Source organism: Aeromicrobium sp. Sec7.5 (assembly GCF_036867135.1).
Taxonomy (GTDB): domain Bacteria; phylum Actinomycetota; class Actinomycetes; order Propionibacteriales; family Nocardioidaceae; genus Aeromicrobium.
On the sequence record NZ_JBAJIJ010000002.1, the window covers coordinates 570,808 to 594,652 of the forward strand.

Genomic DNA, 23,845 nt, shown 5'->3' on the forward strand with positions numbered 1-23,845 from the left:
TCACCGCCCGGGGCGGGTCAGCGCTTGGCGACGCGGGTCCCCATGATCATGTCGGCGAACGTGCGGTTCTCCTTGTCCCACAGGGGCCACAGGAAACCGAGGTAGCACGGGAGCGCGTCGACGATGTGCAGCAGCTGGCGCGCGATCGAGGGTCCCACGCCGAGCGGCCGCCCGGTGCCCGCCTTGTGGACCGCGATGCCGAGCACGGACTTGCCGACCGTGCCACCCCGACGACCCTGGAGCAGGCCCCAGTTCACGACCAGCCAGCCGATCGCGAGGACGAAGTAGAGGAGAGCCGGCAGCCCGTTGAGCTGGAACGAGAAGCTGGTGCTGGTGGCCTCGTTCTCCCCGAAGGCTGCAGTGAGCACGACGAGAACGATCACGAGGGGCAGGATGTCGATGATGTAGGCGCCGAGGCGGGCGCCCCAGCTGGCCAGGGCGGTGCCCGGGGCGGGCGGCGGTGCAGCGGTCATGTCATCTCCTACTGGTCGGCCCCCTGGCCGACAAGGTAGTACGCCCGCACCACCCGCGTCAGCGGCACGCCGACGAGCGGTGGCTCAGCGGCGGCGGTAGAGCGTGACCTGGGCGGCGGCGGCCCGCACCGGCAGATTCGCGACGGTGCCGAGCGCACGGTGGGCGACCTCGAGGTCGGCCTCGAGCTCCGCGACGCGCAACGACAGAGCGGCCACCTGGTGCTCGAGCTGGATGACGCGCTTGACGCCCTCGAGGCCGAGGCCCTCGGCGGTGAGGTCGGCGATGCGGCGCAGCAGCTCGATGTCGATCAGCGAGTAGCGGCGACCACCGCCACCCGTGCGGCCCGGCTCGACGAGCCCGAGCCGGTCGTACGTGCGCAGGGTCTGCGGGTGCAGGCCGGACAGCTCCGCGGCGACGCTGATGACGAAGACCTTCGCCTCAGGCCCCGGGGGCGTGAAGGGGTTGCCCATGTTGGGGTTCATGACTTCACCGCCTTGAAGAGGTCCTCTCGAGGATCGCGCCCCCCACGGGCGACGCGCAAGGCCTCGACGGCTTCTCGTTCGGCGTCCGACAGCGTGGTCGGCACCGCGACGTCGACCGTGACGAGCAGGTCGCCACGGCGTCCTGACCGGGCCAGGCCGCCCTTGCCGCGCACCCGCAGCGTGCGTCCGTGCGGCGTCCCTGCAGGGATCCGCAGCGTGACCGACGTGCCGTCCATCGTGGGCACCGCGACGTCGGCGCCGAGCGCGGCCTCGTCGTACGCCACGGGGACCGAGAGCGTGAGGTGCTCGCCCTTGCGGCCGAACACCGGGTGCGGATCGACGTGGACCAGCAGCATGAGGTCGCCAGCCGGGCCTCCGCCCGTGCCCGGCGCGCCCTTGCCCTTGAGGCGGATGCGCTGGCCGTCCTGCACCCCGGCGGGCACGCGGACCTGGAGGGTGCGGCTCGACGGGGATCGACCCGATCCGGAGCAGGTCGGGCACGCGTGCTCGACGACCATGCCGCGGCCGCGGCAGCCCTGGCAGGGCTCGGTCATGGCGAAGACCCCGCCGTTGGCGCTGGTCTGCATGCCGCTGCCCTGGCACTTCGAGCACACCGTCGGCGCGGTGCCGGGGCGCGCACCCGTGCCGTGGCACGTGCTGCACGCCTCGTCGCTCGGCAGGCGCAGGCTGATCGTGACTCCCTCGACGGCCTCGCTGAAGCCGATCGACGCCTCGGACTCGAGGTCGTCGCCACGGCGTGCGGTGGTCTGGCGGCGACGCCGCCCACCACCGCCACCGAACATCCCGCCGAGGATGTCGCTGAGGTCGAAGTCGGACTGCATGTTCGCGCCGCCCTGGCTGCGGAACTGCCCAAACATCGACTTCTGCTCGTCGTACTGCTTGCGCTTGGTGGAGTCCGACAGGACGGCGTAGGCCTCGGAGACGCCCTTGAACCGTTCCTCCGCCGCCTTGTTGTTGGGATTGGCGTCGGGATGGTTCTCGCGCGCCAGCTTGCGGTAGGCCTTCTTGATGTCGTCGGCCGTGGCGTCCTTGGTGACGCCGAGGACACCGTAGAAGTCCTTGGCGGACCAGTCCGTGGTGCTCACGTGGGCACCTCCCCTCGCGCTTGCGGTGTGTTCGGTGTGGGTGGGTCAGGCGTCGTCGGAGGCGGCCTCGTCGGCCGCCGGCTCCGCGGGAGCCGGCTCGGCGGCCGGGGCCGCCGGGTCGACGACGCCGACGATCGCGGTGCGGAGCACCCGGTCGCCGACCCGGAAGCCCGTGCGCATCACGAGCTCGACCGACGTCACGTCGACGTCGGACGACTCGCCCGCGTGCGTGACGGCCTCGTGCAGCGACGGGTCGAACGGATCGCCCTTGGCGCCGAACGTCTCGAGCCCGTGCTTGGTGACGGCCGCCTGCAGGGAGTCGGCCACCGCCTTGAAGCCGCCCTCGAGCTGCTCGTGCTGGGCGGCGCGCGCGATGTCGTCGAGCACCGTCAGGAGCGACTCGAGGACCTTCGCCTCGCCCTGCGAGCGCACGAGCTCGCGGTCACGGTCGACGCGCCGCTTGTAGTTGACGTACTCGGCCTGGAGCCGCTGGAGGTCGGCGGTGCGCTCCGCGAGCTGCTGCTCGGCGGTGGGCTCCGCCGGGGCCCCCGGGGCGGGTGCCGCAGGAGTCTCCTCCTGCGGCACCTCACCCTCGAGGTCGGGCGCGACGTCCCCGGCGTTCTCCGGGTCGGCGTGCCCGGGATCGGTGTGCTCCGGATCGGTGTGCTCGGGTCCCTGCGTCACTTGTTCCCCTCGGTGTCGTCGTCCTCGACGATCTCGGCGTCGACGACGTCGTCGTCGTTGTTGCCGTCGGCGTCACCGGACGGAGCGCTGGCAGCCTCGGCGGCGGCCGCCTCGTACAGGGCCGTGCCGAGCTTCTGGCTGGACTCGGCGAGCTTGCCCGTGGCCGCCTTGATGGCCTCGGTGTCCTCGCCGTTCAGCGCCTCCTTGAGCGCGTCGACGTCGGCCTGGACCTCGGTCTTCAGGTCGTCGCCGACCTTGTCGCCGTTCTCGGACAGGAACTTCTCGGTCGTGTGCACGAGCGAGTCGCCCTGGTTGCGGACGTCGACGGCCTCGCGGCGCTGACGGTCCTCCTCGGCGTACTGCTCGGCGTCCTTGACCATCTTGTCGATGTCGTCCTTGCTCAGCGCCGAGCCGCCGGTGATCGTCATCGACTGCTCCTTGCCGGTGCCGCGGTCCTTCGCGGAGACGTTCACGATGCCGTTGGCATCGATGTCGAACGTGACCTCGATCTGCGGCACGCCACGCGGCGCCGGCGGGAGACCCGTCAGCTCGAACGTGGCGAGCAGCTGGTTGCCCGCGGCCATCTCGCGCTCGCCCTGGTACACCTGGATCGCGACGGACGGCTGGTTGTCGTCGGCCGTCGTGAAGACCTCGCTGCGCTTGGTCGGGATCGTGGTGTTGCGCTCGATGAGCTTGGTCATGACGCCGCCCTTGGTCTCGATGCCGAGGCTCAGGGGGGTGACGTCGAGGAGCAGGACGTCCTTGACCTCGCCCTTCAGGACACCGGCCTGCAGGCTCGCGCCGATCGCGACGACCTCGTCGGGGTTCACGCCCTTGTTGGGGTCCTGACCGCCCGTGAGGCTCTTGACGAGCTCGCTGACGGCGGGCATGCGGGTGGAGCCGCCGACCATGACCACGTGGTCGATGTCGCCGACCTTGACGCCCGCGTCACGGATGACGTTGTTGAACGGCGCCTTGGCGCGCTCGAGCAGGTCGGCGGTGACCTTCTCGAACTCCGAGCGGGTCAGCGTCTCCTCGAGGAAGACCGGGCTGCCGTCCTGGACCGTGATGTAGGGCAGGTTGATCGAGGTGCTGGTGGAGCTCGAGAGCTCGATCTTGGCCAGCTCAGCGGCCTCGCGGATGCGGGGCATCGCCATCTTGTCCTTGGTGAGGTCGAGACCGGTCTTGGACTTGAAGCCGTCGACGATCCACTTCACGACCGCGTCGTCCCAGTCGTCGCCACCGAGGTGGTTGTCGCCGCTGGTGGCCTTGACCTCGATGACGCCGTCACCGATCTCCAGCAGCGAGACGTCGAACGTGCCGCCGCCGAGGTCGAAGACCAGGATCGTCTGGTCCTCGCCCTTGTCGAGGCCGTAGGCCAGCGCGGCCGCGGTGGGCTCGTTGATGATGCGGCTGACGTTGAGGCCGGCGATCTCGCCGGCCTCCTTGGTGGCCTGGCGCTGGTGGTCGTTGAAGTAGGCCGGGACGGTGATGACCGCGTCGGTGACGGGCTCGCCCAGGTACGCCTCGGCGTCGCGCTTGAGCTTCTGCAGGATGAACGCGCTGATCTGCTGCGGCGTGAAGTCCTTGCCGTCGACGGACTGGGTCCAGTCGGTGCCCATGTGGCGCTTCACGGAGCGGATCGTGCGGTCGACGTTGGTGACGGCCTGGTTCTTGGCGACCTTGCCGGTCAGGACCTCGCCGTCCTTGGCGAAGGCCACGACGGACGGGGTCGTGCGAGCGCCCTCGGCGTTCGCGATGACGGTGGGCTCGCCGCCCTCCAGGACGGCGACGACGGAGTTGGTGGTACCGAGATCGATGCCGACGGCACGTGCCATGAGTGGGTCCTCCTGGGGATCGGGTGGATCGTTGCGGGCGCCCGGCTGGGTGGTGCGGACGCCTTGACGTTTCTCAGTCAGATGACTTGAGTCTGATCGTATCAACTTCCTCCAAGGTCGATTCATTCCCCCCGGGTCCCGCGGTCGGCCGATATCGGAGATTTGCTGTGAAGTGGGCACGGCATGCGCCACGATGTCCCGGAGGGCGCACGTCGTGGACCTCATCCAGCCCGGGAGTTCCGATGCCTGCACGTCCCCTGCCGTCCCGCCGTCCGACCCGTCTGCGGTCCGTGACCGGGCGCCTTGCCCTCGCCGGCGCCGCGGGCCTCGCCGCGCTGGCCGCGGCGGCCCCGGCCGCCTCGGCCCTGGACGACGGCGAGCCGGAGGGCACCCAGCCCGCAGCCCCGGAGGTGACGCCCGCCCCCGAGCCCGAGGCCGCCGAGCCGGACGTGGTCCAGCCCGACGCGGTCCACCCCGAGAGCGCGCAGCCCGAGGTGGCGGCTCCTGCAGCCGTGGACGGCGACGAGGCCCCGGCCGCCGCCCCGGCCCTGGCCCCGGACTTCGGGTTCCAGAAGTACCGCGTCGGCGTCCGCCTCGCTGACGGCTCGTACGTCCCGGAGGGCACCACCACCGCTGGCACCACCTTCACGGTCACCGAGACCAACCGCGACGGCGACACGTTCACGTTCACGTGCACGACCTCGGCGGAGACCACGACCGCGGACGGCTCGACCTACTGCCTGACCGACGAGGCCGACTACCCCGACGAGGAGGCCAGCGAGGAGCTCGCGGACGGCCCCGTCGCCCAGGCCGTGGTCGAGCCCGGCGTCGAGATCGACCCGGAGGACGTCCCGGACGACGGTCAGGCGTTCGTGTTGCAGCCCGGCTCGAGCGTCTCGGTCCTCCTGACCGCGGCCCCGCCGAACCTCCGCGGCGTCACCACGTCAGCCACCGTCGCCCCCTGCATCCGCACGACCGACCCCGTGGTGTGCCTCAACGGCGACCAGAGTCCGCAGGCGTCCGCCATCACGTTCTCCCTCGTCGGCCTGCCGCCCGTCGCGGTCGACGACACGGCCCGCACCAGGGTCGACGTGCCGGTCGACATCGCCCTGCTCCCGAACGACGACACCGTCCTCGGCGCCCCGCTGACCGATCTCGTGATCGCGTCGGGCCCGAGCAACGGCACGGCGACACTCGTCGGCAACGTCGCGAGGTACACCCCCGCGCGCGGCTTCACCGGCACGGACACCTTCACCTACACGATCAGCACCCCGAACGGCACGGCCACCGCCACGGTGCGCATCGTGGTCGAGGGCGGATCGATCGTGCGCTCGTCGACCAGGCTGCCGAACACCGGTGGCCCTGACGCCACCCTGCTCGGGATCGGCGCGCTGCTCCTCGGTGGTGGCACCTGGGTCGCAGCCCGCGGACGCCGCGACGCCCGTGGGGCCCGTGCCACCGTTTGAGGTCCCCGTCGGACACGGGTGGTGGCACTGCCTCGGCACCCGTGACGGCGCGGTCGTGCGCTTCTCGATCGTCCCGGCGACGGCCGAGCACCCCGACGCGGCCCGCGTCGTCCTCCCGGAGGACGAGGCGGTCGCGCTCGTCGGTGACGACGCGTCCTGCACGGCCCACCTCGAGGGGCCGCGGGTCACGCACCTCGAGCTGCCGCGACGGACCGGGCCGCGGACTCCCGCGCTGTGGTTCGCGGAGGTCCCGGAACCGGACGCCGACCCGGCCGCGACGTGCCTGCTGGCGTTCATCGGCCACGGGGTCGACGCCGGCACCCTGGTGACGCAGGCTCCGGCCGGCGTCACGAGCGAGCACCAGGTCGCCGCGATCCGCTGGTACCTCGGCTCCGGGGAGGTCGACCAGATCTACGTCGCGCCGGAGCAGCGCCGACGCGGGATCGCGGGCGTGATGGTGCACGCTGCCGGGACGCTCAGCGTCGCCCGCTCGGGCGCCCGCGTGTGGGGCGACGGGCAGCGCACGTCCGATGGCGAACGCTGGCGCAACGCCGGCCCGTGGGCCCATCGGGCGCGCGACCTGACGCACCTCGCCCCACCCATGACCCCGTTCGACCAGCGCTGAGCCCGAGGCGGAGGTCGCGGTCGACACCGAGTTGTCACCGCTGGCGGACGGTTCCAGGTTGGTACTTGACCTACCGGGGAGTATCGTGACCCATGTCACTCGTGAGGGACGAGCGACTTCAATGCGTCAGCCCCATGGGCGACGTGTGTCCGAGGGAGTTTCACCATGGCCAAGCGCCACACCGATTCGTCGACCGCTCGTGCAGGTCGCGGTACCGGATTCACCATCAGCGGCATGCTGCTCGTCGCGCTCGCCGCGCTCACCGTCTTCGTGGTCGCGCCGAAGCTGACCCAGATGCCCGGTGACTTCAGCAGCTCGGTCACCTACGACGGGAAGTCGGCCCAGCTCGACCCCGCCACGCTCCAGCTCGGCGACCCGACCACGGTCGACGCCACGCGCGAGGTCGAGGTGACCGAGACCGACGGGTCCACCGCCATCGTGCACAGCGTCTCGACCGCCAACCTGCCCACGGGCGAGTCGGTCACCGACAAGACGTTCGCGATCGACCGCACGGACTACCAGCAGGTCGACGGCGTCGACGATGTGGACGACCAGTCCGACGGCATGGTCCTGTCGCACGTCCGTCACCCCAGCAAGGAGCCGTTCACGATCTACGACGGCACCACCGACGCGGCCCAGCGGGTCGAGTTCGTCCGCGAGGAGTCCATCAAGGGCCGCGAGGCCTACTACTTCGAGGGCACGTCGATCCTCCCGGTCAAGGCCGAGGGCACGCTCGAGACGCTCCAGGCCTCGGTCGGTCGGAGCATGGACACCGACGGCACGGTGCTGCCGAACGCCACCGTCGCCGGCTTCGTGGCGCAGCTGACCAGCCCCGAGGGCCAGGCCCTGCGCGACGCGGTGGCGGAGGCCGGTCCGGAGATCCCGGCGACCTACATCTCCACCAACACGACGCGGATCTGGATCGACGCCGAGCTCGGCTCGCCGCTCAAGACCGGCCAGGACCAGACGGTCTCGCTGTACGCCGACTTCGGCACCGAGCCGTACCCGCTGCTGGACCTCAACAGCCTGCAGCTCATGGCCGACGACGAATCGGTCGCCCGCCTCGTCGACACCGCGGCGTCCAACGCCTCGAAGATCACGCTGGTGCAGACGTACCTGCCCATCGGGCTCGCGGGTCTCGGCGTCATCCTGCTCGCCGTGGGCGCGTTCGTCGCCCGGCCGGCGCGCAAGGACGACACCGTGGTCGAGGACCGCGAGCTGGTCGGCTCCGGCCGCTAGTCGCTCAACCACGAACGGCCCGCCACGCGAGAGCGCGGCGGGCCGTTCGTGCGTGCGGGGGATGCGGGGGCGTCTAGTTCGCTTGCTCAGTGCAACGCTCGGGAAAAGAGGCCACGGACCGACACCGGCGTGGGGCGGTGAGCAGCCAACCTTTCGCGGCGGCTGGGGGTTGCTCTGTCACCGCTCTCGATCGCGGCGGTGCGCAGCCAACGTCATCCGAGGTCCAGAAGGTTGCTGGCTCACCGCTCACCCGCGCGAGAGGTTGCTGGCTCACCGACCCCACCGACCGCTTCTGGTCCCTGGCCGCTTGTCGCCGACCACGGACCGCGGTCAGACGACACGTCCTACTTCCGCGAGGAGCGCATGCCGTGGAGCTGTTTCAGGTCGTCGCGGGCGGCGAGCTCGCGGTACTCGGACGACTCGACCGGGTACAGCGCGACCCGGCCCTCGGCGTCGTGATGCAGGCCCCAGCCGTAGGTCTTGACCAGCGGCGATGTGCGCAGGCACGGCTGGCCCTTGGCGAAGAAGTCCTCGCGCGAGATGCCGCGCCGCTGGCCCTGCGAGGCGTGCACGACGTCGTCGGACGTGTGCTCGTAGGGAGCGTCGAGCAGCATCTCGTACTGGATCTGCGCGACCGTGGGTGCGTCCTTGGCCGGTGGCACCCCGGAGGTGACGGCCTTGGTGTCGGGCGCGACCGCGATGAACGTGTCGACGTAGTTGGTCGTGTGCGTGCGGGCTGCGGGCATGGGTGCACCTCCGTTGCGCCAGATCGTGTCACGCCCCACCGACACGGGCCGCGTGCCACAGGTCCCACGTGGCGTGGACGTCGAGCATGCGGTCGACGGTCGCGGCCCACGGGTACGCCTCGGCCCGGCGCCGCGCAGCGCGCCGTCGCGCGCGCTCGGGGAGATCGGCGACCCGCTGCACCGCGTCGGCGAGCGCACCGGCCTCGGGCGCCGCCCACGCCCCGCACGACGCGTCGACCAGCTCCCGCGCACCACCCACGTCAGCCGTGACGACCGGGGTGCCGCACGCGAGCGCCTCCAGCACGGCCAGGCCGAAGGTCTCCCCCGGGCACACCGACAGGGCGACGTCGGCCGAGCCGAGACGGGCGGCGAGCTCGGCTCGCCCCGCGACATGACCGTGGAACACGACCGGCGCCCCGCCCGCAAGAGCGCGCAGCTCATCGAGGTGTGGCCCGGTGCCGTAGACGTCGAGGCGGACGTCGAGACCACGGCGGTGCAGCTCGACGGCGGTCGCGACCGCGAGGTGCGGTGACTTCTCCCGCGAGAGGCGGCCGGCCAGGACCAGCCTCAACGGCCCGCCGGACGACCGGCGGCGGGCCGGTCGGAACTGCTCAAGGTCGACCCCGAGCGGCACGGTCCGCACGGGGCACCCGGCTGCAGCCGCGACGGCGGCGAGCTCGGCGCGCGCGAAGTCGGACGTCACGACGACCTGGTCGAAGGAGCGCACGAGCACCCGGTTCAGCACCGCGATCGAGACCTTCGCACTGGCGTCACGGCGGGTGCGCATCGCCATCATGTCGCTCATCCGCTCGTGCGAGAACAGGACCGCGCCGACGTCCCGGCGCCGCGCCCAGCGAGCGACCGGCAGCAGCGTCGTCTTGTCGTGCACCTCGACCGACGTCGGCGCGAACGCCTCCAGGACCTCAAGCACCCGCCACGGCTCGACGATGAGGCGGTAGTGGTCGCCGACCCGGGGCGCCCGCACCTGCACCACGTCACCGTGCTCGCTCGACCAGCGGTCGTCGCGCGGACCCGGCAGCACCAGGAGCCGCTCGACGCCGCGGTCGACGTAGCCGGAACCGAGCGCCTCGACCGCCGTCTTCATCCCACCGGAGGTGGGTCCGACGAAGTTGGCGAGCTGCACGATGCGCACGTCGAGCCACGGTGCCCCCGCGTCATGAACTGCCGGCGACCCGGTCGTGGCCCGGCCCCGACGTTCAGGCGTCCTGCTGCAGACCCTTGACCCGGAAGCCGAGCACGCCGGCGACGACGCAGGCGAGGGCCACGCACCCCATGAACGGCGCGAAGATCGTGTCGACACCCCACCGCGTCGCGGCGATCCCCGCCGCGATCGTGGGCAGCGCCAGCGCGCCGTAGGCCAGCACGTAGAAGGCCGACATCACCTCGCCGCGGTGCCCCGCGGGGAGCACCTGGCCGAGGTGGCGCAGCGAGCTGCCGAAGGCGAGCCCGAAGAAGAACCCCAGGAGGATGGAGCAGATCGCCAGGAACCAGGCGTCGCCGACGTGGACCGCCAGCACGCACAGCCCGAGGCTCGCCGCGGTGCCGATGTCGCCCACGATGGCGGATCGACGGGTGTCGCGGTTGCCGGCCACGACCTGGCTCGCGGCGGCGGCGAGGGCCGACCCGCCGACGACCGCACCCCCGAACACCAGGTTGTCGGTGCCGACCGCGACCGAGGCGATCGTCGGGTACAGCGACAGGAACACCCCGAGCACCGACCAGGCCGCCATGACCCCCAGGGCCGCGAACGCGAAGTCGGGCGCGATCGCGGCCGGCACGCGGGGGCGCGCGACGTGCAGGGCGATGGTCGGGTCGACGTCGTGCGTCTCGCGCATCAGCACGATCGCGAGCAGGGCCAGACCGCTCAGGACCGCCAGCGCGGCGTAGGGCACGACGAGCGGCGCCGGACCGTACTCGGCGTCGACCGCCGTGGCCAGGACCGTGATGCCGATCCCCACGTTGAACGTGACGCCGGTGCGCCGACCGGTCGCGGCTCCGTCGTCGGGACGCAGGTCGAGCAGCGCCGCACTGCCGACGACCACGATCGTGCCGACCGAGAGACCGTGGATCACCCGCGCCACGACGAGCGCGGCCACCGATCCGGCCAGCATGAACACGACGAGGCCGAGCAGCAGTCCGGCCACGGCCGTGAGCAGGAGCGGACGCCGGCCGTACCGGTCGGAGATCGAGCCCGAGACGAGCACGCTGACCAGCGCGGCGAGCGCGTACGCCGCGAAGACGACCGTCGTCGTGACCGGCGCGAAGTCCCACTCGCCCGCGTAGATGCCGTACAACGGCGACGGCGCCCCGGAGATGCCGAGCCCGAGGCCGAGCACGCCGATGAGCGCCGGATAGGCCCACCGCTGGGACGTGCCGCGCATGGATCTCCCCCTCCGCGACCGACCGTCCGAGGCCGCGCGCCTGCTCAGGCTAGGGGGCGTCACGGTCACGCCTCGCATCGGACCGCGCCCGCGGTGCGCCCGCCCGGGGGTGCGCCTAGAGTTTTCGCATGACGCTTCGACGCCTCTTGGTCCTCCCTCTTCTCATGATCGCCGCGCTGCTCGTCGGTTGCGGCTCCGACGACTCCGAGCCCGACTCCTCCAACGACTCCTCGGAGCGCGACTCGACGGACGACACGTCCGACGAGCAGGAGGACGAGAACCGTGACGACGCCGTCGGCACCGACGACTTCTCGTTCATCCCGCCGGACGGCTGGGGCGACATCAGCGACGAGGTCAGCGGAGCCGAGATCGCCTACCGCGACGACGAGCCCGTCAACGGATTCGCCGCCAACATCAACGTCATCCGGACGCCCGGTCAGAAGATGTCGGTCGAGGACCTGGAGGAAGCCGGCATCGCCGAGCTCGAGCGCGCTGGGTTCCAGGACGTCGCCGCCGACGACCCGTACGAGGTCGACGGCGAGGAGTCGCCCGTCGTGACCTCGCTCGCGTCGCGGGACGGGGCCACCTACCAGACCCGCCAGTACTACGCGCAGTACGACGGCGCGTACTACATCATCACGTTCTCCTTCAGCCCTGACGTCGACGACGACGAGGTCGTCGACGTCAGCGAGTCGATCATCGACTCGTGGCGCTGGGAGTCCTGAGGATCCACCTGCGACACCCCGGGGCCCGGCGGCCGCACGGTTGCCGGGCCCCGGCGCGTCCGGCCTAGGCTCGGGGCATGACCGAGCTCCACGAGCTGGACGCCCACGACCTCGCCGCGACGCTGCGCCGGCGTGAGGTCTCCGCGGCGGAGGTCGTCGACCACCAGGCCGACCGGATCGCCGCGCTCGACGACAGGCTGCGGTCCTTCGTCACGCCGACGATCGACAGGGCGCTGGAGCAGGCCGGCGCGATCGACCTGACCGGCGACGCGGGAGACGCCTTCGCCGGGGTGCCGATCGCCGTGAAGGACCTCACCTCGACCGCCGGCGTCCGCACCACGATGGGCTCGACGCTCATGGCCGACGCGGTGCCGGACGTCGACGCCCACGTCGTGCGCCTGGCTCGCGAGGCGGGGCTCGTGAGCCTCGGCAAGACCAACACCCCTGAGTTCGGCCTCTCCTCGTACACCGACAACGACGTGCTCGGCGCGACGTCGACCCCCTGGCGCCTCGGCCTGAACGCCGGCGGCTCCAGCGGGGGTGCCGCCGCCGCGGTGGCCGCGGGCCTGGTGCCGTGGGCGCTCGGCAGCGACGGCGGCGGGTCGATCCGCATCCCCTCGAGCTGCTGCGGTGTCGTCGGCCTGAAGCCGACCCGGGGCCGCGTGAGTCCGGGCCCGCTCGGCAGCGACTGGAGCGGACTGGCGTCCGACGGACCCATCGCCCGCACGGTGCGCGACGTCGCGGCCCTGCTCGACGTGCTCGCGGTGCCGCAGCTCGGCGACGCCCGGTACGTGGGCGGCCCCGGTCGCTTCGCGGGGGCGGCAGCCCGCGATCCGCGGCCCCTGCGCATCGCGGCCTGGGCCGATCCCTACCTCCCCGGCATCGAGACCGATCCACGGATCCGTGCCGTGTGGGAGGACGCGCTCCGCCTGCTCGCCTCGCTCGGTCATGAGGTCGAGGTCGTGGCCAACCCGTTCCCGCCCGAGCTCGAGCCGCAGTTCAACGTCGCGTGGAGCAGCGGCATGGCGGCTGCGCCGATCCCGCCCGAGGCGGACCCGCTGCTGCGCCGGAACACGCGGTACTGGCGCGAGCGGGGGGCGCGCCACAGCGCCGCCGACCTGGCCGGGGCGATGCAGTTCCTCGAGGCCACGACGCGCCAGGCCCTGACCGGACTGGGCGAGCACGATGCCTTCTTGACCCCGACGCTCGCGATGCTGCCGCAGCCGCACGCGTGGTTCACCGAGTCCGACGACCCCGCGGAGTCCCACCACCGCGAGCTGCAGTTCACGCCGTTCACCGCCGTCTACAACATGGCCGGCATCCCGGCCGGGAGCCTGCCCCTCGGCCAGGTCGACGGCCTCCCCGTGGGCATCATGCTCGGCGGGCACCAGGGCAGCGACGCGCTGCTGCTCTCGCTCATGGCCCAGCTCGAGGCCGCGGCCGGCTGGTCGACGCTGCCGATCGACCCGCGGCGGTAGCCCCCGGCTGGGCGGTGAGCCTGCCGTCACCGTGCGTGGTCGGGTGACGGCAGGCTCACCGCCCAGCGCACGTGGTGACGGCAGGCTCACCGCTCACGAGTGGGTCAGCCGCGGTCGGTCATGACGATCGGGTCACCGTCGGTGATGGCGATCGTGTGCTCGACGTGGGCGCCGCGGGAGCCGTCGGCGCTGCGGATCGTCCAGCCGTCGGGGTCCATGACGATCTCGTCGGTCGACTGCAGGAACCAGGGCTCGATCGCGATGACCAGGCCCGGCTTGAGCGGGAACCCGCGACCCGGTCGGCCGTCGTTGGGGATGTGCGGCTCGCCGTGCATCGTGCGACCGACGCCGTGGCCGCCGAACTGGGTGTTGACCGTGAGGTCGTTCGCGCGGGCGACGTCGCCGATCGCCCGGCCGATGTCGCCGACCCGGTTGCCGGGACGCGCGACCGCGATCGCGGCGTCGAGCGCCTGCTGGGTCGCGTCGATGAGGCGCAGGTCCTCCTCGCGCGGCTCTCCCACCACGACGCTGATCGCGGAGTCGCAAACCCACCCGTCGACGCTGACCGCGAAGTCGAAGCTCGCCAGATCGCCGTCGGCCAGCACGTAGTCGTGCGGCAGTCCGTGCAGCACCGCGTCGTTGACCGAGGTGCACAGCACCTTGCCGAACGGGCCGCGCCCGAACGAGGGCGCGTAGTCGATGTAGCAGGACTCGGCGCCCCGCTCGGTGATCATGCGGTGGGCCAGGGCATCGAGCTCGAGCAGGTTGACGCCGACGTCGGCCGCCTCGCGGAGCGCGGTCAGGACCTCGCCGACGAACCGGCCCGCGGGCCGCATCTCGTCGATCTGGGTGGGGGTCAGGAGCTCGATCGCCATAGTGCGATCAGCCTACGTCCACGCGCCGCGGGCCGGATCGGGTGGCGCCCGGTTGAATGGACCCGTGACGTCGTTCGACTACTCCAACCTGAGTGGGCGCCCGCCCGGGCTGTTCCTGCGCACCGCCGGCCTGGTGTCCCGCGGCGTGCGCGACGTTCAAGGTCAGGTCGCCCCGTACGCCGCCTGGTGGGAGCAGCAGAACCGTGCGGCCCTCGCGGCCGACGGCCCGCTCTGGGTCGTCCTGGGCGACTCGATGTCGCAGGGCATCGGGGCGTCGGGGCCGCATCGCGGCTGGGTGGGCGAGCTGCGCGCCCGACTGCCGCACCGCGTCGTGAACCTCTCGGTCTCCGGCGGCCTGATCCGCGACGTCATCGATCGCCAGCTGCCCGCCCTGCGCTCGCTGGGGGTCGTCCCGGACCTGGTGACCGTCATGATCGGGAGCAACGACCTGTTCAACCGCCGGCAGAGCCGCCTCGTCGAGGCCCATGCGGCCGAGCTCGTCGACGTGCTGCCCGACGGCGCGGTCGTCGCGTCACTGCCGCAGCCGCGGGGCGCTGCGCGCGCCTTCAACCACGCGGTCGTGGACACCGGACGGTTCCGGCTCGCCGAGTTCCGCGACCCGCGCCTGAGGTCGTGGTCCGGCCGCCTGGCCGCCGACCGGTTCCACCCCAACGACGCCGGCTACGCCGCGATGGCCGAGATCATGGCCGAGTCGGTGGACCCTACTGACCGTGGTTCTCGCGGGCCTCGAGGTTGAACACGATGACGCCGAAGGTGGTCGCCACGACCGCCACGGCGCCGAGCGCGCCCGAGCCGAAGATCGTGCCGTCGTCGGCCGAGGTCACGGCCGAGGCCAGGCAGGCGCCGCCGATCAGGGACGTGATCATCGCGACGAGCGGCCTCGGCGCAGCCGGCTCACCACCGCTCCACCCCGCGTAGGCGATGCCCGCGACCACGACGGCCGCGACGAGCAGCACGATGCGGAACGGCCAGAGCGCGCCCTCCGGCCAGTCGATCTCCAGGACCTGGTCGAGGACGAAGAAGAAGGCGACGACGATCAGGGCGACCGTGAGGATCCGATTGCGTGCACCTGTACCCATGCGCCGAACCCTAGTCGCCGGCCTCCCCAGATTTGCTGGCAGATCCACCGAAGGGGCGACACCGAAAGGTGGATTGGCCAGCAAATCTGGGTGGGCGTTCAGGCCTCGAGGCTCGTGCGGAAGCGCTGCATGCCGCTGATCCAGCGGTCGCGGTCGGCGGCCTTCTGCTGCTGCATGCGGTCGACCTCGGGGTGCGGCAGGGCCAGGAAGCGGCCGGCGGCCAGGGCCTCGAGCGCCACCTCGGCGACCTCGCGGGCGTCGATCGGCTCGCCGGCCGACACGACCGAGCGCATGCCCAGGCGCGCGTCGGCCTGCTCGCTGGTCTTCCCCTCCTCGAGCATCGCGGTGCGCACGCCCATCGGGCAGACGGCCGTGACCTGCACCCCACGGTCGCCGTAGGTGGCGGCGAGCCACTCGGCGAAGCCCAGGGCGGCGTGCTTGGTCGCCGAGTACGTCGGCGAGCCCAGCTGGGTCAGCAGGCCGGCCGCGGAGGCCACGCTGACGAACGCGCCGCCGTCGCCGCCCGCCTCGACGGAGGCGGTCCACCCGGGCACGAGCGCGCGGGCGGCGGCCACGTGGCTCATGACGTTGACCTCCCACGACAGCGCCCAGTCCTGCGGCGTCGCCTCGAGACCGAAGCCGCGGAAGACGCCCGCGTTGGCCACGAACAGGGTGACCGGAGCGGGCGCCGCGGCCAGGAGTGCGGCCACGCCGGCGTCGGTGCTCGAGTCGCCCGCGTGGTGACGCACGCGGTCGCCGAACTCGGCCCGCAGGTCGGCCGCCGTGGCCTCGACGCGCGCGGCGTCGAGGTCACCGAGCACGACGTGCGCACCGCGCTCCAGGAGCACCCGGGCGAACGCCGCCCCGATGCCGCCCGCGGCGCCGGTGACGACGGACGAGGTCCCGGTCAGGTCAGCACCGATCGGGCCGGCCACCTCAGTGCTTCCCCAGCTCGGCCTTGGCGAGCGAGTTCTTGTGGACCTCGTCGGGACCGTCGGCCAGGCGGAGCGTGCGGATGCCCGCCCACATCTCGGCGAGCGGGGTGTCCTGGCTGACGCCGGCACCGCCGTGCGCCTGGATCGCCTTGTCGAGGATCCAGTTGACGGTCTCGGGCGTGGCGATCTTGATGGCCTGGATCTCGGTGTGCGCCCCGCGGTTGCCCACGGTGTCCATGAGCCACGCGGTCTTGAGCACGAGCAGGCGCAGCTGCTCGATGCGCACCCGGGACTCGGCGATCCAGTCGCGGATGACGCCCTGGTTCGCGAGTGGGCGACCGAAGGCCGTGCGCTCCTTGACCCGGACGCACATGAGCTCCAGCGCCCGCTCCGCGACGCCGATCGAGCGCATGCAGTGGTGGATGCGACCCGGTCCGAGGCGCGCCTGGGCGATGGCGAAGCCTTTGCCCTCCTCGCCGATGAGGTTCGAGGCCGGCACCCGGACGTCGGTGAACCGCACCTCGGCGTGGCCGCCGTGGTCGCGGTCGTGGTAGCCGAACACGTGCATGCCACGCACGGCCTCGACACCCGGGGTGTCGCGGTCGACGAGGATCATCGACTGCTGACGGTGGCGCTCGGCCGACGGATCGGTCTTGCCCATCACGATGAAAACCCGGCAGTCGGGGTTCATCGCGCCGGTGATGTAGAACTTGCGGCCGTTGATCACGTAGTCGCTGCCGTCGCGCACGATCGACGTCTCGACGTTGGTGGCGTCCGACGACGCGACGTCAGGCTCGGTCATCGCGAACGCCGACTTGAACTGGCCGTCCATCAGCGGACCGAGGTACTGCGCCTTCTGCTCGGGCGTGCCGAACATGTGCAGGACCTCCATGTTGCCCGTGTCGGGGGCGGCGCAGTTGAACGCCTGCGGCGCGAGCTGGATGCTGCGGCCTGTCAGCTCGGCGATCGGCGCGTACTGCAGGTTGGTGAGCCCAGCGCCGCGGTACAGATCTGCCGCCCCCGGCCCGGCACCCCCGCCGGACTCGGCGTGCTCGCCGGGCAGGAAGAAGTTCCAGAGCCCGGCGGCCTTGCCCTTCTCGCGCACCTCGGTGATGGCCTCCGGGATCGACCAGTCGTCCGCCCGCTCGCGGCGCTCGATCTGCTCCTTGAGGGCCGCCTCGGCCGGGTACACGTGCTCGTCCATGAAGCCCGAGACCTGCTCGAGCAGCGCGGCGGTGCGGTCGTCGTAGCCGAAGTGCATGTCAGGCTCCCGCGAAGACGTAGACGACCTCGGCCACCACGGCCGGCTTCTCGGCGCCCTCGCGCTCGACGACGAACGAGATCGTGGCCTGCGTGCCGATCGGGATGTCGGCGATCTCCTTGAGCGTCGCCGTGGCGCGCAGGCGGGAGTCGACCGGCACGGGGTTCGGGAACCGGACCTTGTTGGCGCCGTAGTTGACGCCGAACGCGAGGTTCTGGACCTCGTAGATCTCGGCACCGAAGACCGGCAGGAGGCTCAACGTCAGGTAGCCGTGGGCGATCGTGGTGCCGAACGGACCCTTGGCGGCCGCCTCGGGATCGACGTGGATCCACTGGTGGTCGCCCGTGGCGTCGGCGAACGTGTTGATCTGCTCCTGGGTGACGGTGACCCAGTCGCTGGTACCGAGCTCGGAGCCGACGGCCGCCTTGAACTCGTCGAGGTTGGAGAAGACGCGGGGCATGGAATTCCTCCCGGAATCAAGTCGAGGTAAGCGCTTGCTTAGTTCGCACCTTAGTGGCCCACGCCACTCCTGACCACCCCGGGGAGCGGGATCCTCGGACTTCCTCGGGCTTCCTCAGAGCAGGATCAGCGCGACCGGCGCCACGGCACCGAGCGCGACGGCCAGGGCGAGGCCGACCGTGTCCGCCCGCGCCCACGGGGCGGGCAGCGCCCACGTGCGATCGTGCGCCGAGGCGAACCCGCGGGCATCCATCGCGATCGACGTCCGGCTCGCGCCGCGCAGTGCGTCCGCGAGGAGGGCGAACGTCATCGACCCGGCGTACTGCAGGGCGACGAGGGGGTTCCGAGTGGGCCCGAGCCCCCGCACCCGCCGGACGCGCGCGAGCTGCTGCCAGGTCCCGGTCAGCCCACTGACTCGCTGCATGGCCGCCACGAAGGCCGCGACGAAGCGGTCGGGGCCGCGGAGACGTTGCGCGACGTAGTCGCCCAGGCGTGCGGGATCGACGAACCCCACCATGACCGCACCGGGCCACGCCAGCACCAGGATGCGCAGCCCCGCGACGGGCGCGTGATCGCCGTTGCCGAGCCGCCAGGCCGAGTAGGCCACCAGGCCGGCCGAGACGCCGCACAGCGCCAGGCACGCCAGCGGGTAGCGCCAGCTCGGCAGGAACAGGACGGCCGCGAGGGCGTAGGCCGCCGTCGCGGCGAGCGCGGCCGGCAGGTCACGCACGGCGAACGAGCCCGCGAGCGAGGCGAACCCGAACGCCAGCAGCACCAGGGGGTTGAGCCGCTGCACCCCCGACCTCATGATCCCGACCTCATGCGCGCACACCCGCCTGCAGGGCGACGACCGCGTCGGCGAGGTCGACGAGGAGCGGGTCGTGGGTCGCGGTCGCGACGACCGCACCGGCCCCGGCAGCCGCGACCGCGATGCCCGCCACCGCCGCCCAGGTGATCCGGTCCTGCCCGACGGTCGGTTCGTCCAGGAGCAGCAGCCCGGGCCGGTGCGCGACGGCGGCCAGGACCGAGAGGCGGCGCTGCTCGCCCCCCGAGAGCCGGTACGGATGGGCGCCCGCGAGGTGCCCGAGGCCGACGATGTCGAGCCACGCTGCTGCGTCCGCGCGGCGACCCGACCGGCCCGCCGTGAGCGCCACCTCCTCGGCCACCGTCGGGGCGAGGAATCCGTGCTCGGGCACCTGCGGCGACCAGCCGACGTCCTGCGCGAGGTCACGCGACCGCCGGCGCGCAAGCGCCGGGTCGAGTCCCGTGACCGACCCGCCGTCGGCAGCGACCAGCCCGCCGATCGCCGCCAGCAGCGTCGACTTGCCGGCACCGCTCGGGCCGGTCAGGGCCGTCAGCGCCCCGGCGGCCACCGCAGCGTCGACACCCCGCAGCGCCGTCGTGGTCGTGGACCCCCGCAGGGAGCGCGAACGCAGCTGCACCGTGAGGTCGACCGCCGCCATGCCCGGCAGCGGATGCTCCGGGCGGACCAGGTCAGGGTCGACCTCGATCGGACGCGGGGCGGGCAGCCCGGGCATCCACACGCCGAGCGCACCGAGCCGGTCCCGGTGGTCCCTGACGAACTCGTCGGGGGTCGTGTCGGCCACGACCGTTCCGTCGGACCCCAGCACCACGACCCGGTCGACGAGGTCGAGCCACGGCTCGAGGTGGTGCTCGACCACGACGAGCGTCGCCCGACCGCCTCCGACGGTGCGACCGACGGCGTCCCGCACCGCCGCGGCGTGGACCGGGTCGAGCATCGACGTCGGCTCGTCCAGCAGCACGACGTCCGGCTCGAGGGCGAGGACCCCGGCCAGCGCCAGCCGCTGCAGCTCGCCGCCGGACAGCGCTGCCGTGGGGTGGTCACGACCCTGGCGAAGGCCCACCGCCGCGAGGGCGGCGTCGACCCGGCGCCACGTCTCGTCCCGTTCGAGGCCCACGTTCTCCGGGCCGAACGCGACGTCACGGCCCACCCGCTCGGCCACCACGGCGTCGCCGGGCTGCTGCGGCACCAGCCCGACGCGGCCGTCGACCTGCACCGATCCGTCCAGCTCGCCCGCGAGCGTCGTGCCGAGCGCACCCACCAGCGCATGGAGGAGCGTCGACTTGCCGGCACCGCTCGGACCCGCGAGCAACACCCTCGAACCGGCCTCCACGTGCAGGTCGAGGCCGTCGACGACCGGGGCGCGGCGGCCGAGCGGACGCCACGTGAGTCCCTCGACCCGGACCTCGCCCCGCATCGGGGTCCCCGACCTCAGACCTCGTGCCGCGCGAGCAGGTCCCGTCCGGGTCCGAAGGAGTCCAGCACCCCGGCACGAGCGAGCGCCTGGGTCAGCAGCCAACCCCCGGCACCCGCCACGACGGCGCCCGAGAGCGCGAAGAAGCCCAGGTGGGCCAGGCGGTCGCCCGTGTCGAAGACGCCGTCGTAGAAGGCGAACCACTCGTAGACGGACTCGATCGCGCCGGCCGCGGCACCCATCAGCATCGCGACCGGCAGGCCGAAGCGGCGATACAGCAGGATCGCGACCACGACTTCGGCGCCGAGGCCCTGCCAGAAGCCCGACACCAGGACGCTCATGCCCCACTCGGTGCCCCCGGGCACGAGGCCCGAGACGGCCGCGGCGGCGACCTCGGTCGCCAGTGCGGCGCCGGGCCGCCGGATGATCAGACCGCCCATGACGCCGGCCAGGAGCCACGGGCCGCCCAGGAGGCCGACGCTCGGCGGGTAGGAGAACACGGCGATGCCGTTCAGGCCGGCGTACGCCTTCCCCCAGGCCCAGAACGTGACGCCGAGCGCGACCGCCAGGGTCGCGATCGTCACGAGGTCGATCGTGCGGTACCGCACGAGACGCGAGACCGCGGTGTCGTGGGTGGTGGGTGCAGCACTCATCAAGGACTCCCTTCGCCGGTGCTAACCGGGGCAGGTTCGGAGGGTCTGCGGCTGTGCCAGATGCCTGGCCCGCACTCTCAGCGCCCCTGCCCGAAGGCCCGGCGCTCCCCTGTCTGGTGACACCACCCTACCCACGCCGCACCCGGCGACGAGCCGGGTGTCGGACGGGTCTCAGTCGGTGGGCGCCCGCAGCACGTAGTACGTGCAGGACGTGACGCCGTCGGGCACGTCGGCGGTCACGGTGAAGTCGGCCGAGTCGCCCGCGGGGACGTCGACCATCTCCGCCACGCCCCGTTGCGCGACGTCGGCCTCGCGGTCGATCCAGCTCACGGCCACGACGTAGGTCATGGCCTCGTCGGCGGAGTTCTCGACCGTGCCCCGCACGACGTGCGGACCCGGGGTGGTGGCGCAGTCGTCGAACGTCGCGTCGGCCACGGCCCCCTCCGCCCCGTCCATGTCCGGGATCGGCGGGAGGTGGGCGGCGTCTCCGCCGGGGTCGACGTGCACGTCGTCGTGCGACGACTCCGGGGTGTCGTGCGAGCAGCCGGACGACGTGACGGCCGAGACCAGGACGGCGGCGACCGCGACAGCGTGACGGATCACGGGGCACCTCTCGGTCGGCGGCTCGTCCGGGACAGTCGTCCAGAGACCACTTCACGGTAGCGAGGCGCCCCAGCGGGCGCTCTTCGTCGACACATTCGGCTCCGGTCCCGCGTTCGCTTCGGGCCGTGGGAGACAATGGCGGGCATGAGCGTGCGCACCCCCGATCCCAATCCCGGCTGGCTCTCGGACATCGCCCTCGACGAGACACGCTCGCGGGTACCGATCCTGTACGTGGAGGCCATCCCCGTCCGCGTCGACGCCCTCGGCCAGGTCGAGCACGTCGGCCTCCTGCTCGGCGGCTCGGTCACGACCGGCGCCATGTCCCGCACGATCGTCTCCGGCCGGGTCATGCACGGGGAGTCGGTCCGCGACGCGCTCCTGCGCAACCTCGAGAAGGACCTCGGCCCGACCGCGTTCCCGCAGCTGCCCGCCAGCACGGTCCCGTTCACGGTCGCGGAGTACTTCCCGCTGCCCGGCGTCACCCCGCTGCACGACCCGCGCCAGCACGCCGTGTCGCTGGTCTACGTCGTGCCCGTCACCGGCGAGTGCAACCCGCGCCAGGACGCCCTCGAGCTCTCCTGGCTCACGCCCGCCGAGGTCCTGACCGCGGGCATCCTGGAGGAGCTCGAAGGGGGACGCGGCGTGCTCGTGAAGCAGGCGCTGGCGCACCTCGGCGCCCTGCAGTAGTGCCGGGCCGCGAGGCGGGAGCCAGGGGGCACCTGGTCGTCCGCGAGGCGACGGCCGTCGACCTGGACGCGATCCTCGCACTCATGGTGCAGGACGCGCGGAGCCCCACGACCCCGACGTCGACCGTCGCCACCCCGCGGCAGCGTGCTGCGCTCACCGAGCTCGTCGCCGACCCGTCGCACCAGGTCCTGGTCGGCGAGCTCGAGGGCACGGTGGTCGCGACCGCGCACATCACGTGGCTGCGCATGCTGTCGGCCGACGGAGGCCTGTACTGCCAGGTCGAGAACGTCCGCACCGACGAGGCGCACCGTGGGCGCGGACTGGGTGGCGAGCTCATGGCCTGGATCGAGACGGCCGCGCGCGACCGCGGTGCTGCCCGCATCCAGCTGACCACCAACCGCAGCCGGCTGGACGCGCACCGCTTCTACGAGCGCCTCGGCTACGAGCCCAGCCACCTCGGGATGAAGAAGTACCTCACCTGACCCCGGACCCGGGTGACGGCCGCCACAGGCGGAGACTGACCGGGTGACGAGAGCGGCGACGAGCAGCGCGACACGGGCGCCGAGTCCGTGGTTCATGCTCGTCGTCGGCATGGTGGCGCAGGTCGCCGGCACGATCGCGGCGAACGCCCCCCTGTTCCTGATCCCGTACCTGTACCTCGAGCAGGGGCTGACGCTCACGCAGGCCGGACTCATCGCGGCCACCCCCGCGATCGGCACGACCGCGTCACTCGTCGCCTGGGGGGCGCTGGTCGACCGTCTGGGCGAGCGCACCGCCATGTCCCTGGGCCTCGCCGGGGTGACGGCCGCCGCCCTCGCCGCCGGGCTCGTCGACGGCTACGTGCCCCTCGCCGCCTGCTTCTTCGTGATCGGCCTGTTCGCCGGGTCCACCAACTCCGCCAGCGGCCGACTCGTGGTGGGCTGGTTCCCGGCGCACCGGCGCGGCACCGCGATGGGCGTCCGGCAGACGGCCCTGCCGCTCGGCATCGGAGCGACGGCGCTGCTCGTGCCTCCGCTCGCGACGACCTCAGGCATCGGCACGACGATGCTCGTCGTCGCCGCGATCTGCGCCGTCGCGACGGTCGGCTGCGTCCTGCTGGTCGTGGACCCACCGCGGCCCGACCGCGTCGAGGCCGCCTCGACGGGGCAGCTCGACAACCCCTACCGGCGCGACACCCGGCTGGTGCGGATCCACCTCGCGTCGACGCTGCTCGTCGTGCCCCAGTTCACGGTGTGGGGCTTCATGCTGGTCTGGCTCATCGAGACCAAGGACCTCAGCGCCGCCGGGGCCGGTGCCCTCGTCGCGGCGTCCCAGCTCGTCGGCGCCGCCGCCCGCATCGGGGTGGGCTGGTGGTCCGACCACGTCGGCAGCCGCCTGCGCCCCATGCGTCAGGTCGCCGTGGCTGCGGCGCTCGTGATGCTGCTGCTCGGCCTCGTCGAGTCGACATGGGTCGCGGTCGTCGTGATCGTCGTCGCGACGGGCGTCACGGTCGCCGACAACGGGCTGGCGTTCACGGCCGTGGCCGAGATCGGCGGACCCTACTGGGCCGGCAAGGCGATGGGCTGGCAGAACACGGGCCAGTACCTCGTCAGCGCGGCCGTGCCCCCGGTCGTCGGCGCGCTCGTGACGCACCAGGGCTACGCCACCGCGTTCCTGGTCGTCGCGGTGCTCCCGGTCCTGGCGATCCCGCTGATCCCCCGCGATCCGGCCCCGTCCGAGCCCTGATCGGGGCGGGGCGGCCGACACCTCGGCGACGACGCCCGTGAGTGA

Annotated in this window: 26 protein-coding genes; 9 read left to right on the forward strand and 17 right to left on the reverse strand. The window is 72.4% G+C overall.

Features of this window, described 5'->3' with window-relative positions; all coding sequences use genetic code 11:
* Positions 1-17 precede the first annotated feature (17 nt).
* The 5 genes from V6S66_RS16055 to dnaK form a co-directional block, all read right to left on the reverse strand.
* Positions 18-473, reverse strand: a complete 456-nt coding sequence (locus V6S66_RS16055; RefSeq protein WP_334207793.1) for an RDD family protein — start codon at positions 471-473, stop codon at positions 18-20.
* 84 nt (positions 474-557) lie between these two features.
* The gene (locus V6S66_RS16060) at positions 558-956 is read right to left on the reverse strand and encodes a heat shock protein transcriptional repressor HspR (RefSeq protein WP_334207794.1); all 399 of its coding nucleotides are present in this window, start codon (positions 954-956) and stop codon (positions 558-560) included.
* Positions 953-2,062, reverse strand: a complete 1,110-nt coding sequence (gene dnaJ, locus V6S66_RS16065; protein WP_334207795.1) for a molecular chaperone DnaJ — start codon at positions 2,060-2,062, stop codon at positions 953-955. Before dnaJ ends, V6S66_RS16060 begins: the two co-directional genes overlap by 4 nt.
* A 45-nt stretch (positions 2,063-2,107) precedes the next feature.
* Positions 2,108-2,746 carry a nucleotide exchange factor GrpE gene (gene grpE / locus V6S66_RS16070; protein WP_334207796.1) on the reverse strand — a complete coding sequence of 213 codons (639 nt, stop codon included), beginning with the start codon at positions 2,744-2,746 and terminating at the stop codon, positions 2,108-2,110.
* Positions 2,743-4,584, reverse strand: a complete 1,842-nt coding sequence (gene dnaK / locus V6S66_RS16075) for a molecular chaperone DnaK (protein WP_334207797.1) — start codon at positions 4,582-4,584, stop codon at positions 2,743-2,745. Before dnaK ends, grpE begins: the two co-directional genes overlap by 4 nt.
* Before the next feature lie 242 nt (positions 4,585-4,826).
* Here dnaK and V6S66_RS16080 point away from each other — a divergent pair, with 242 nt between their 5' ends.
* The 3 genes from V6S66_RS16080 to V6S66_RS16090 all read left to right on the forward strand — a co-directional run bounded on the left by V6S66_RS16080 (position 4,827) and on the right by V6S66_RS16090 (position 7,914).
* The gene (locus tag V6S66_RS16080) at positions 4,827-6,050 is read left to right on the forward strand and encodes an Ig-like domain-containing protein (protein WP_334207798.1); all 1,224 of its coding nucleotides are present in this window, start codon (positions 4,827-4,829) and stop codon (positions 6,048-6,050) included.
* Positions 6,037-6,675 (forward strand): hypothetical protein, encoded by a 639-nt coding sequence (locus V6S66_RS16085; protein ID WP_334207799.1) that lies wholly within the window; start codon positions 6,037-6,039, stop codon positions 6,673-6,675. Before V6S66_RS16080 ends, V6S66_RS16085 begins: the two co-directional genes overlap by 14 nt.
* 165 nt (positions 6,676-6,840) lie before the next feature.
* The gene (locus V6S66_RS16090) at positions 6,841-7,914 is read left to right on the forward strand and encodes a porin PorA family protein (protein ID WP_334207800.1); all 1,074 of its coding nucleotides are present in this window, start codon (positions 6,841-6,843) and stop codon (positions 7,912-7,914) included.
* A gap of 344 nt (positions 7,915-8,258) precedes the next feature.
* Here V6S66_RS16090 and V6S66_RS16095 read toward each other — a convergent pair whose 3' ends face one another.
* The 3 genes from V6S66_RS16095 to V6S66_RS16105 all read right to left on the reverse strand — a co-directional run bounded on the left by V6S66_RS16095 (position 8,259) and on the right by V6S66_RS16105 (position 11,062).
* Positions 8,259-8,660 carry a DUF6157 family protein gene (locus V6S66_RS16095; protein ID WP_334207801.1) on the reverse strand — a complete coding sequence of 134 codons (402 nt, stop codon included), beginning with the start codon at positions 8,658-8,660 and terminating at the stop codon, positions 8,259-8,261.
* Between the two features lie 28 nt (positions 8,661-8,688).
* Entirely contained in the window at positions 8,689-9,813 is a 1,125-nt protein-coding gene (locus tag V6S66_RS16100) for a glycosyltransferase (protein WP_334207802.1), read from the reverse strand.
* 64 nt (positions 9,814-9,877) lie between these two features.
* Complete coding sequence (locus V6S66_RS16105) at positions 9,878-11,062, reverse strand: MFS transporter (RefSeq protein ID WP_334207803.1); 1,185 nt, start codon at positions 11,060-11,062, stop codon at positions 9,878-9,880.
* A 128-nt stretch (positions 11,063-11,190) separates the two neighbouring features.
* Here V6S66_RS16105 and V6S66_RS16110 point away from each other — a divergent pair, with 128 nt between their 5' ends.
* Both V6S66_RS16110 and V6S66_RS16115 read left to right on the forward strand, forming a co-directional pair.
* Positions 11,191-11,787, forward strand: a complete 597-nt coding sequence (locus V6S66_RS16110; RefSeq protein ID WP_334207804.1) for a hypothetical protein — start codon at positions 11,191-11,193, stop codon at positions 11,785-11,787.
* 77 nt (positions 11,788-11,864) lie between these two features.
* Complete coding sequence (locus V6S66_RS16115) at positions 11,865-13,265, forward strand: amidase (protein WP_334207805.1); 1,401 nt, start codon at positions 11,865-11,867, stop codon at positions 13,263-13,265.
* Between the two features lie 104 nt (positions 13,266-13,369).
* Here V6S66_RS16115 and map read toward each other — a convergent pair whose 3' ends face one another.
* Positions 13,370-14,140, reverse strand: coding sequence for a type I methionyl aminopeptidase (gene map, locus V6S66_RS16120; protein ID WP_334207806.1), 771 nt, complete (start codon positions 14,138-14,140; stop codon positions 13,370-13,372).
* A gap of 64 nt (positions 14,141-14,204) precedes the next feature.
* Here map and V6S66_RS16125 point away from each other — a divergent pair, with 64 nt between their 5' ends.
* Positions 14,205-14,897: an SGNH/GDSL hydrolase family protein gene (locus V6S66_RS16125; RefSeq protein ID WP_334207807.1), complete on the forward strand. Its 693-nt coding sequence runs from the start codon at positions 14,205-14,207 to the stop codon at positions 14,895-14,897.
* Here V6S66_RS16125 and V6S66_RS16130 read toward each other — a convergent pair.
* From V6S66_RS16130 to V6S66_RS16165, 8 genes are all read right to left on the reverse strand, one after another.
* A complete protein-coding gene (locus V6S66_RS16130; RefSeq protein ID WP_334207808.1) occupies positions 14,863-15,240 on the reverse strand; it encodes a hypothetical protein in 378 nt (125 codons plus the stop codon). The genes V6S66_RS16125 and V6S66_RS16130 overlap by 35 nt on opposite strands.
* Before the next feature lie 98 nt (positions 15,241-15,338).
* Positions 15,339-16,175, reverse strand: a complete 837-nt coding sequence (locus tag V6S66_RS16135) for an SDR family NAD(P)-dependent oxidoreductase (protein ID WP_334207809.1) — start codon at positions 16,173-16,175, stop codon at positions 15,339-15,341.
* A 1-nt stretch (position 16,176) separates the two neighbouring features.
* A complete protein-coding gene (locus tag V6S66_RS16140) occupies positions 16,177-17,436 on the reverse strand; it encodes an acyl-CoA dehydrogenase family protein (RefSeq protein ID WP_334207810.1) in 1,260 nt (419 codons plus the stop codon).
* Position 17,437: 1 nt separating this feature from the next.
* Complete coding sequence (locus tag V6S66_RS16145) at positions 17,438-17,896, reverse strand: MaoC family dehydratase (RefSeq protein WP_334207811.1); 459 nt, start codon at positions 17,894-17,896, stop codon at positions 17,438-17,440.
* A 114-nt stretch (positions 17,897-18,010) separates the two neighbouring features.
* Positions 18,011-18,703 (reverse strand): energy-coupling factor transporter transmembrane component T, encoded by a 693-nt coding sequence (locus V6S66_RS16150; RefSeq protein ID WP_334207812.1) that lies wholly within the window; start codon positions 18,701-18,703, stop codon positions 18,011-18,013.
* A gap of 10 nt (positions 18,704-18,713) precedes the next feature.
* Positions 18,714-20,135 carry an ABC transporter ATP-binding protein gene (locus V6S66_RS16155; protein WP_334207813.1) on the reverse strand — a complete coding sequence of 474 codons (1,422 nt, stop codon included), beginning with the start codon at positions 20,133-20,135 and terminating at the stop codon, positions 18,714-18,716.
* A 14-nt stretch (positions 20,136-20,149) separates the two neighbouring features.
* On the reverse strand, positions 20,150-20,785 hold the full coding sequence (locus V6S66_RS16160; RefSeq protein ID WP_334207814.1) for an ECF transporter S component: 636 nt from the start codon (positions 20,783-20,785) through the stop codon (positions 20,150-20,152).
* Positions 20,786-20,956: 171 nt separating this feature from the next.
* Positions 20,957-21,388, reverse strand: a complete 432-nt coding sequence (locus V6S66_RS16165) for an FxLYD domain-containing protein (protein WP_334207815.1) — start codon at positions 21,386-21,388, stop codon at positions 20,957-20,959.
* Between the two features lie 144 nt (positions 21,389-21,532).
* On the opposite strand from V6S66_RS16165, the gene V6S66_RS16170 reads away from it, so the two are divergent.
* Genes V6S66_RS16170 through V6S66_RS16180 form a run of 3 tightly spaced genes read left to right on the forward strand, consistent with a single transcriptional unit; the run spans position 21,533 to position 23,800 of the window.
* Complete coding sequence (locus tag V6S66_RS16170) at positions 21,533-22,075, forward strand: NUDIX hydrolase family protein (RefSeq protein WP_334207816.1); 543 nt, start codon at positions 21,533-21,535, stop codon at positions 22,073-22,075.
* The gene (locus V6S66_RS16175; RefSeq protein WP_334207817.1) at positions 22,075-22,557 is read left to right on the forward strand and encodes a GNAT family N-acetyltransferase; all 483 of its coding nucleotides are present in this window, start codon (positions 22,075-22,077) and stop codon (positions 22,555-22,557) included. The genes V6S66_RS16170 and V6S66_RS16175 overlap by 1 nt, the downstream gene beginning before the upstream one ends.
* 43 nt (positions 22,558-22,600) lie before the next feature.
* Entirely contained in the window at positions 22,601-23,800 is a 1,200-nt protein-coding gene (locus V6S66_RS16180; protein WP_334207818.1) for an MFS transporter, read from the forward strand.
* The last annotated feature ends 45 nt before the right edge of the window (positions 23,801-23,845 follow it).

What these genes read in the sequence shown, in the direction of transcription:
- V6S66_RS16145 (WP_334207811.1), bottom strand. Translation starts at nt 17,896, where the DNA reads ATGCCCCGCGTCTTCTCCAACCTCGACGAGTTCAAGGCGGCCGTCGGC.
- map (WP_334207806.1), bottom strand. Translation starts at nt 14,140, where the DNA reads ATGGCGATCGAGCTCCTGACCCCCACCCAGATCGACGAGATGCGGCCC.
- V6S66_RS16115 (WP_334207805.1), top strand. Translation starts at nt 11,865, where the DNA reads ATGACCGAGCTCCACGAGCTGGACGCCCACGACCTCGCCGCGACGCTG.
- V6S66_RS16095 (WP_334207801.1), bottom strand. Translation starts at nt 8,660, where the DNA reads ATGCCCGCAGCCCGCACGCACACGACCAACTACGTCGACACGTTCATC.
- V6S66_RS16060 (WP_334207794.1), bottom strand. Translation starts at nt 956, where the DNA reads ATGAACCCCAACATGGGCAACCCCTTCACGCCCCCGGGGCCTGAGGCG.
- V6S66_RS16160 (WP_334207814.1), bottom strand. Translation starts at nt 20,785, where the DNA reads ATGAGTGCTGCACCCACCACCCACGACACCGCGGTCTCGCGTCTCGTG.
- V6S66_RS16110 (WP_334207804.1), top strand. Translation starts at nt 11,191, where the DNA reads ATGACGCTTCGACGCCTCTTGGTCCTCCCTCTTCTCATGATCGCCGCG.
- V6S66_RS16090 (WP_334207800.1), top strand. Translation starts at nt 6,841, where the DNA reads ATGGCCAAGCGCCACACCGATTCGTCGACCGCTCGTGCAGGTCGCGGT.
- V6S66_RS16140 (WP_334207810.1), bottom strand. Translation starts at nt 17,436, where the DNA reads ATGCACTTCGGCTACGACGACCGCACCGCCGCGCTGCTCGAGCAGGTC.
- V6S66_RS16105 (WP_334207803.1), bottom strand. Translation starts at nt 11,062, where the DNA reads ATGCGCGGCACGTCCCAGCGGTGGGCCTATCCGGCGCTCATCGGCGTG.
- V6S66_RS16170 (WP_334207816.1), top strand. Translation starts at nt 21,533, where the DNA reads ATGAGCGTGCGCACCCCCGATCCCAATCCCGGCTGGCTCTCGGACATC.
- V6S66_RS16055 (WP_334207793.1), bottom strand. Translation starts at nt 473, where the DNA reads ATGACCGCTGCACCGCCGCCCGCCCCGGGCACCGCCCTGGCCAGCTGG.
- V6S66_RS16130 (WP_334207808.1), bottom strand. Translation starts at nt 15,240, where the DNA reads ATGGGTACAGGTGCACGCAATCGGATCCTCACGGTCGCCCTGATCGTC.
- V6S66_RS16080 (WP_334207798.1), top strand. Translation starts at nt 4,827, where the DNA reads ATGCCTGCACGTCCCCTGCCGTCCCGCCGTCCGACCCGTCTGCGGTCC.
- V6S66_RS16155 (WP_334207813.1), bottom strand. Translation starts at nt 20,135, where the DNA reads ATGCGGGGCGAGGTCCGGGTCGAGGGACTCACGTGGCGTCCGCTCGGC.
- V6S66_RS16150 (WP_334207812.1), bottom strand. Translation starts at nt 18,703, where the DNA reads ATGAGGTCGGGGGTGCAGCGGCTCAACCCCCTGGTGCTGCTGGCGTTC.
- dnaK (WP_334207797.1), bottom strand. Translation starts at nt 4,584, where the DNA reads ATGGCACGTGCCGTCGGCATCGATCTCGGTACCACCAACTCCGTCGTC.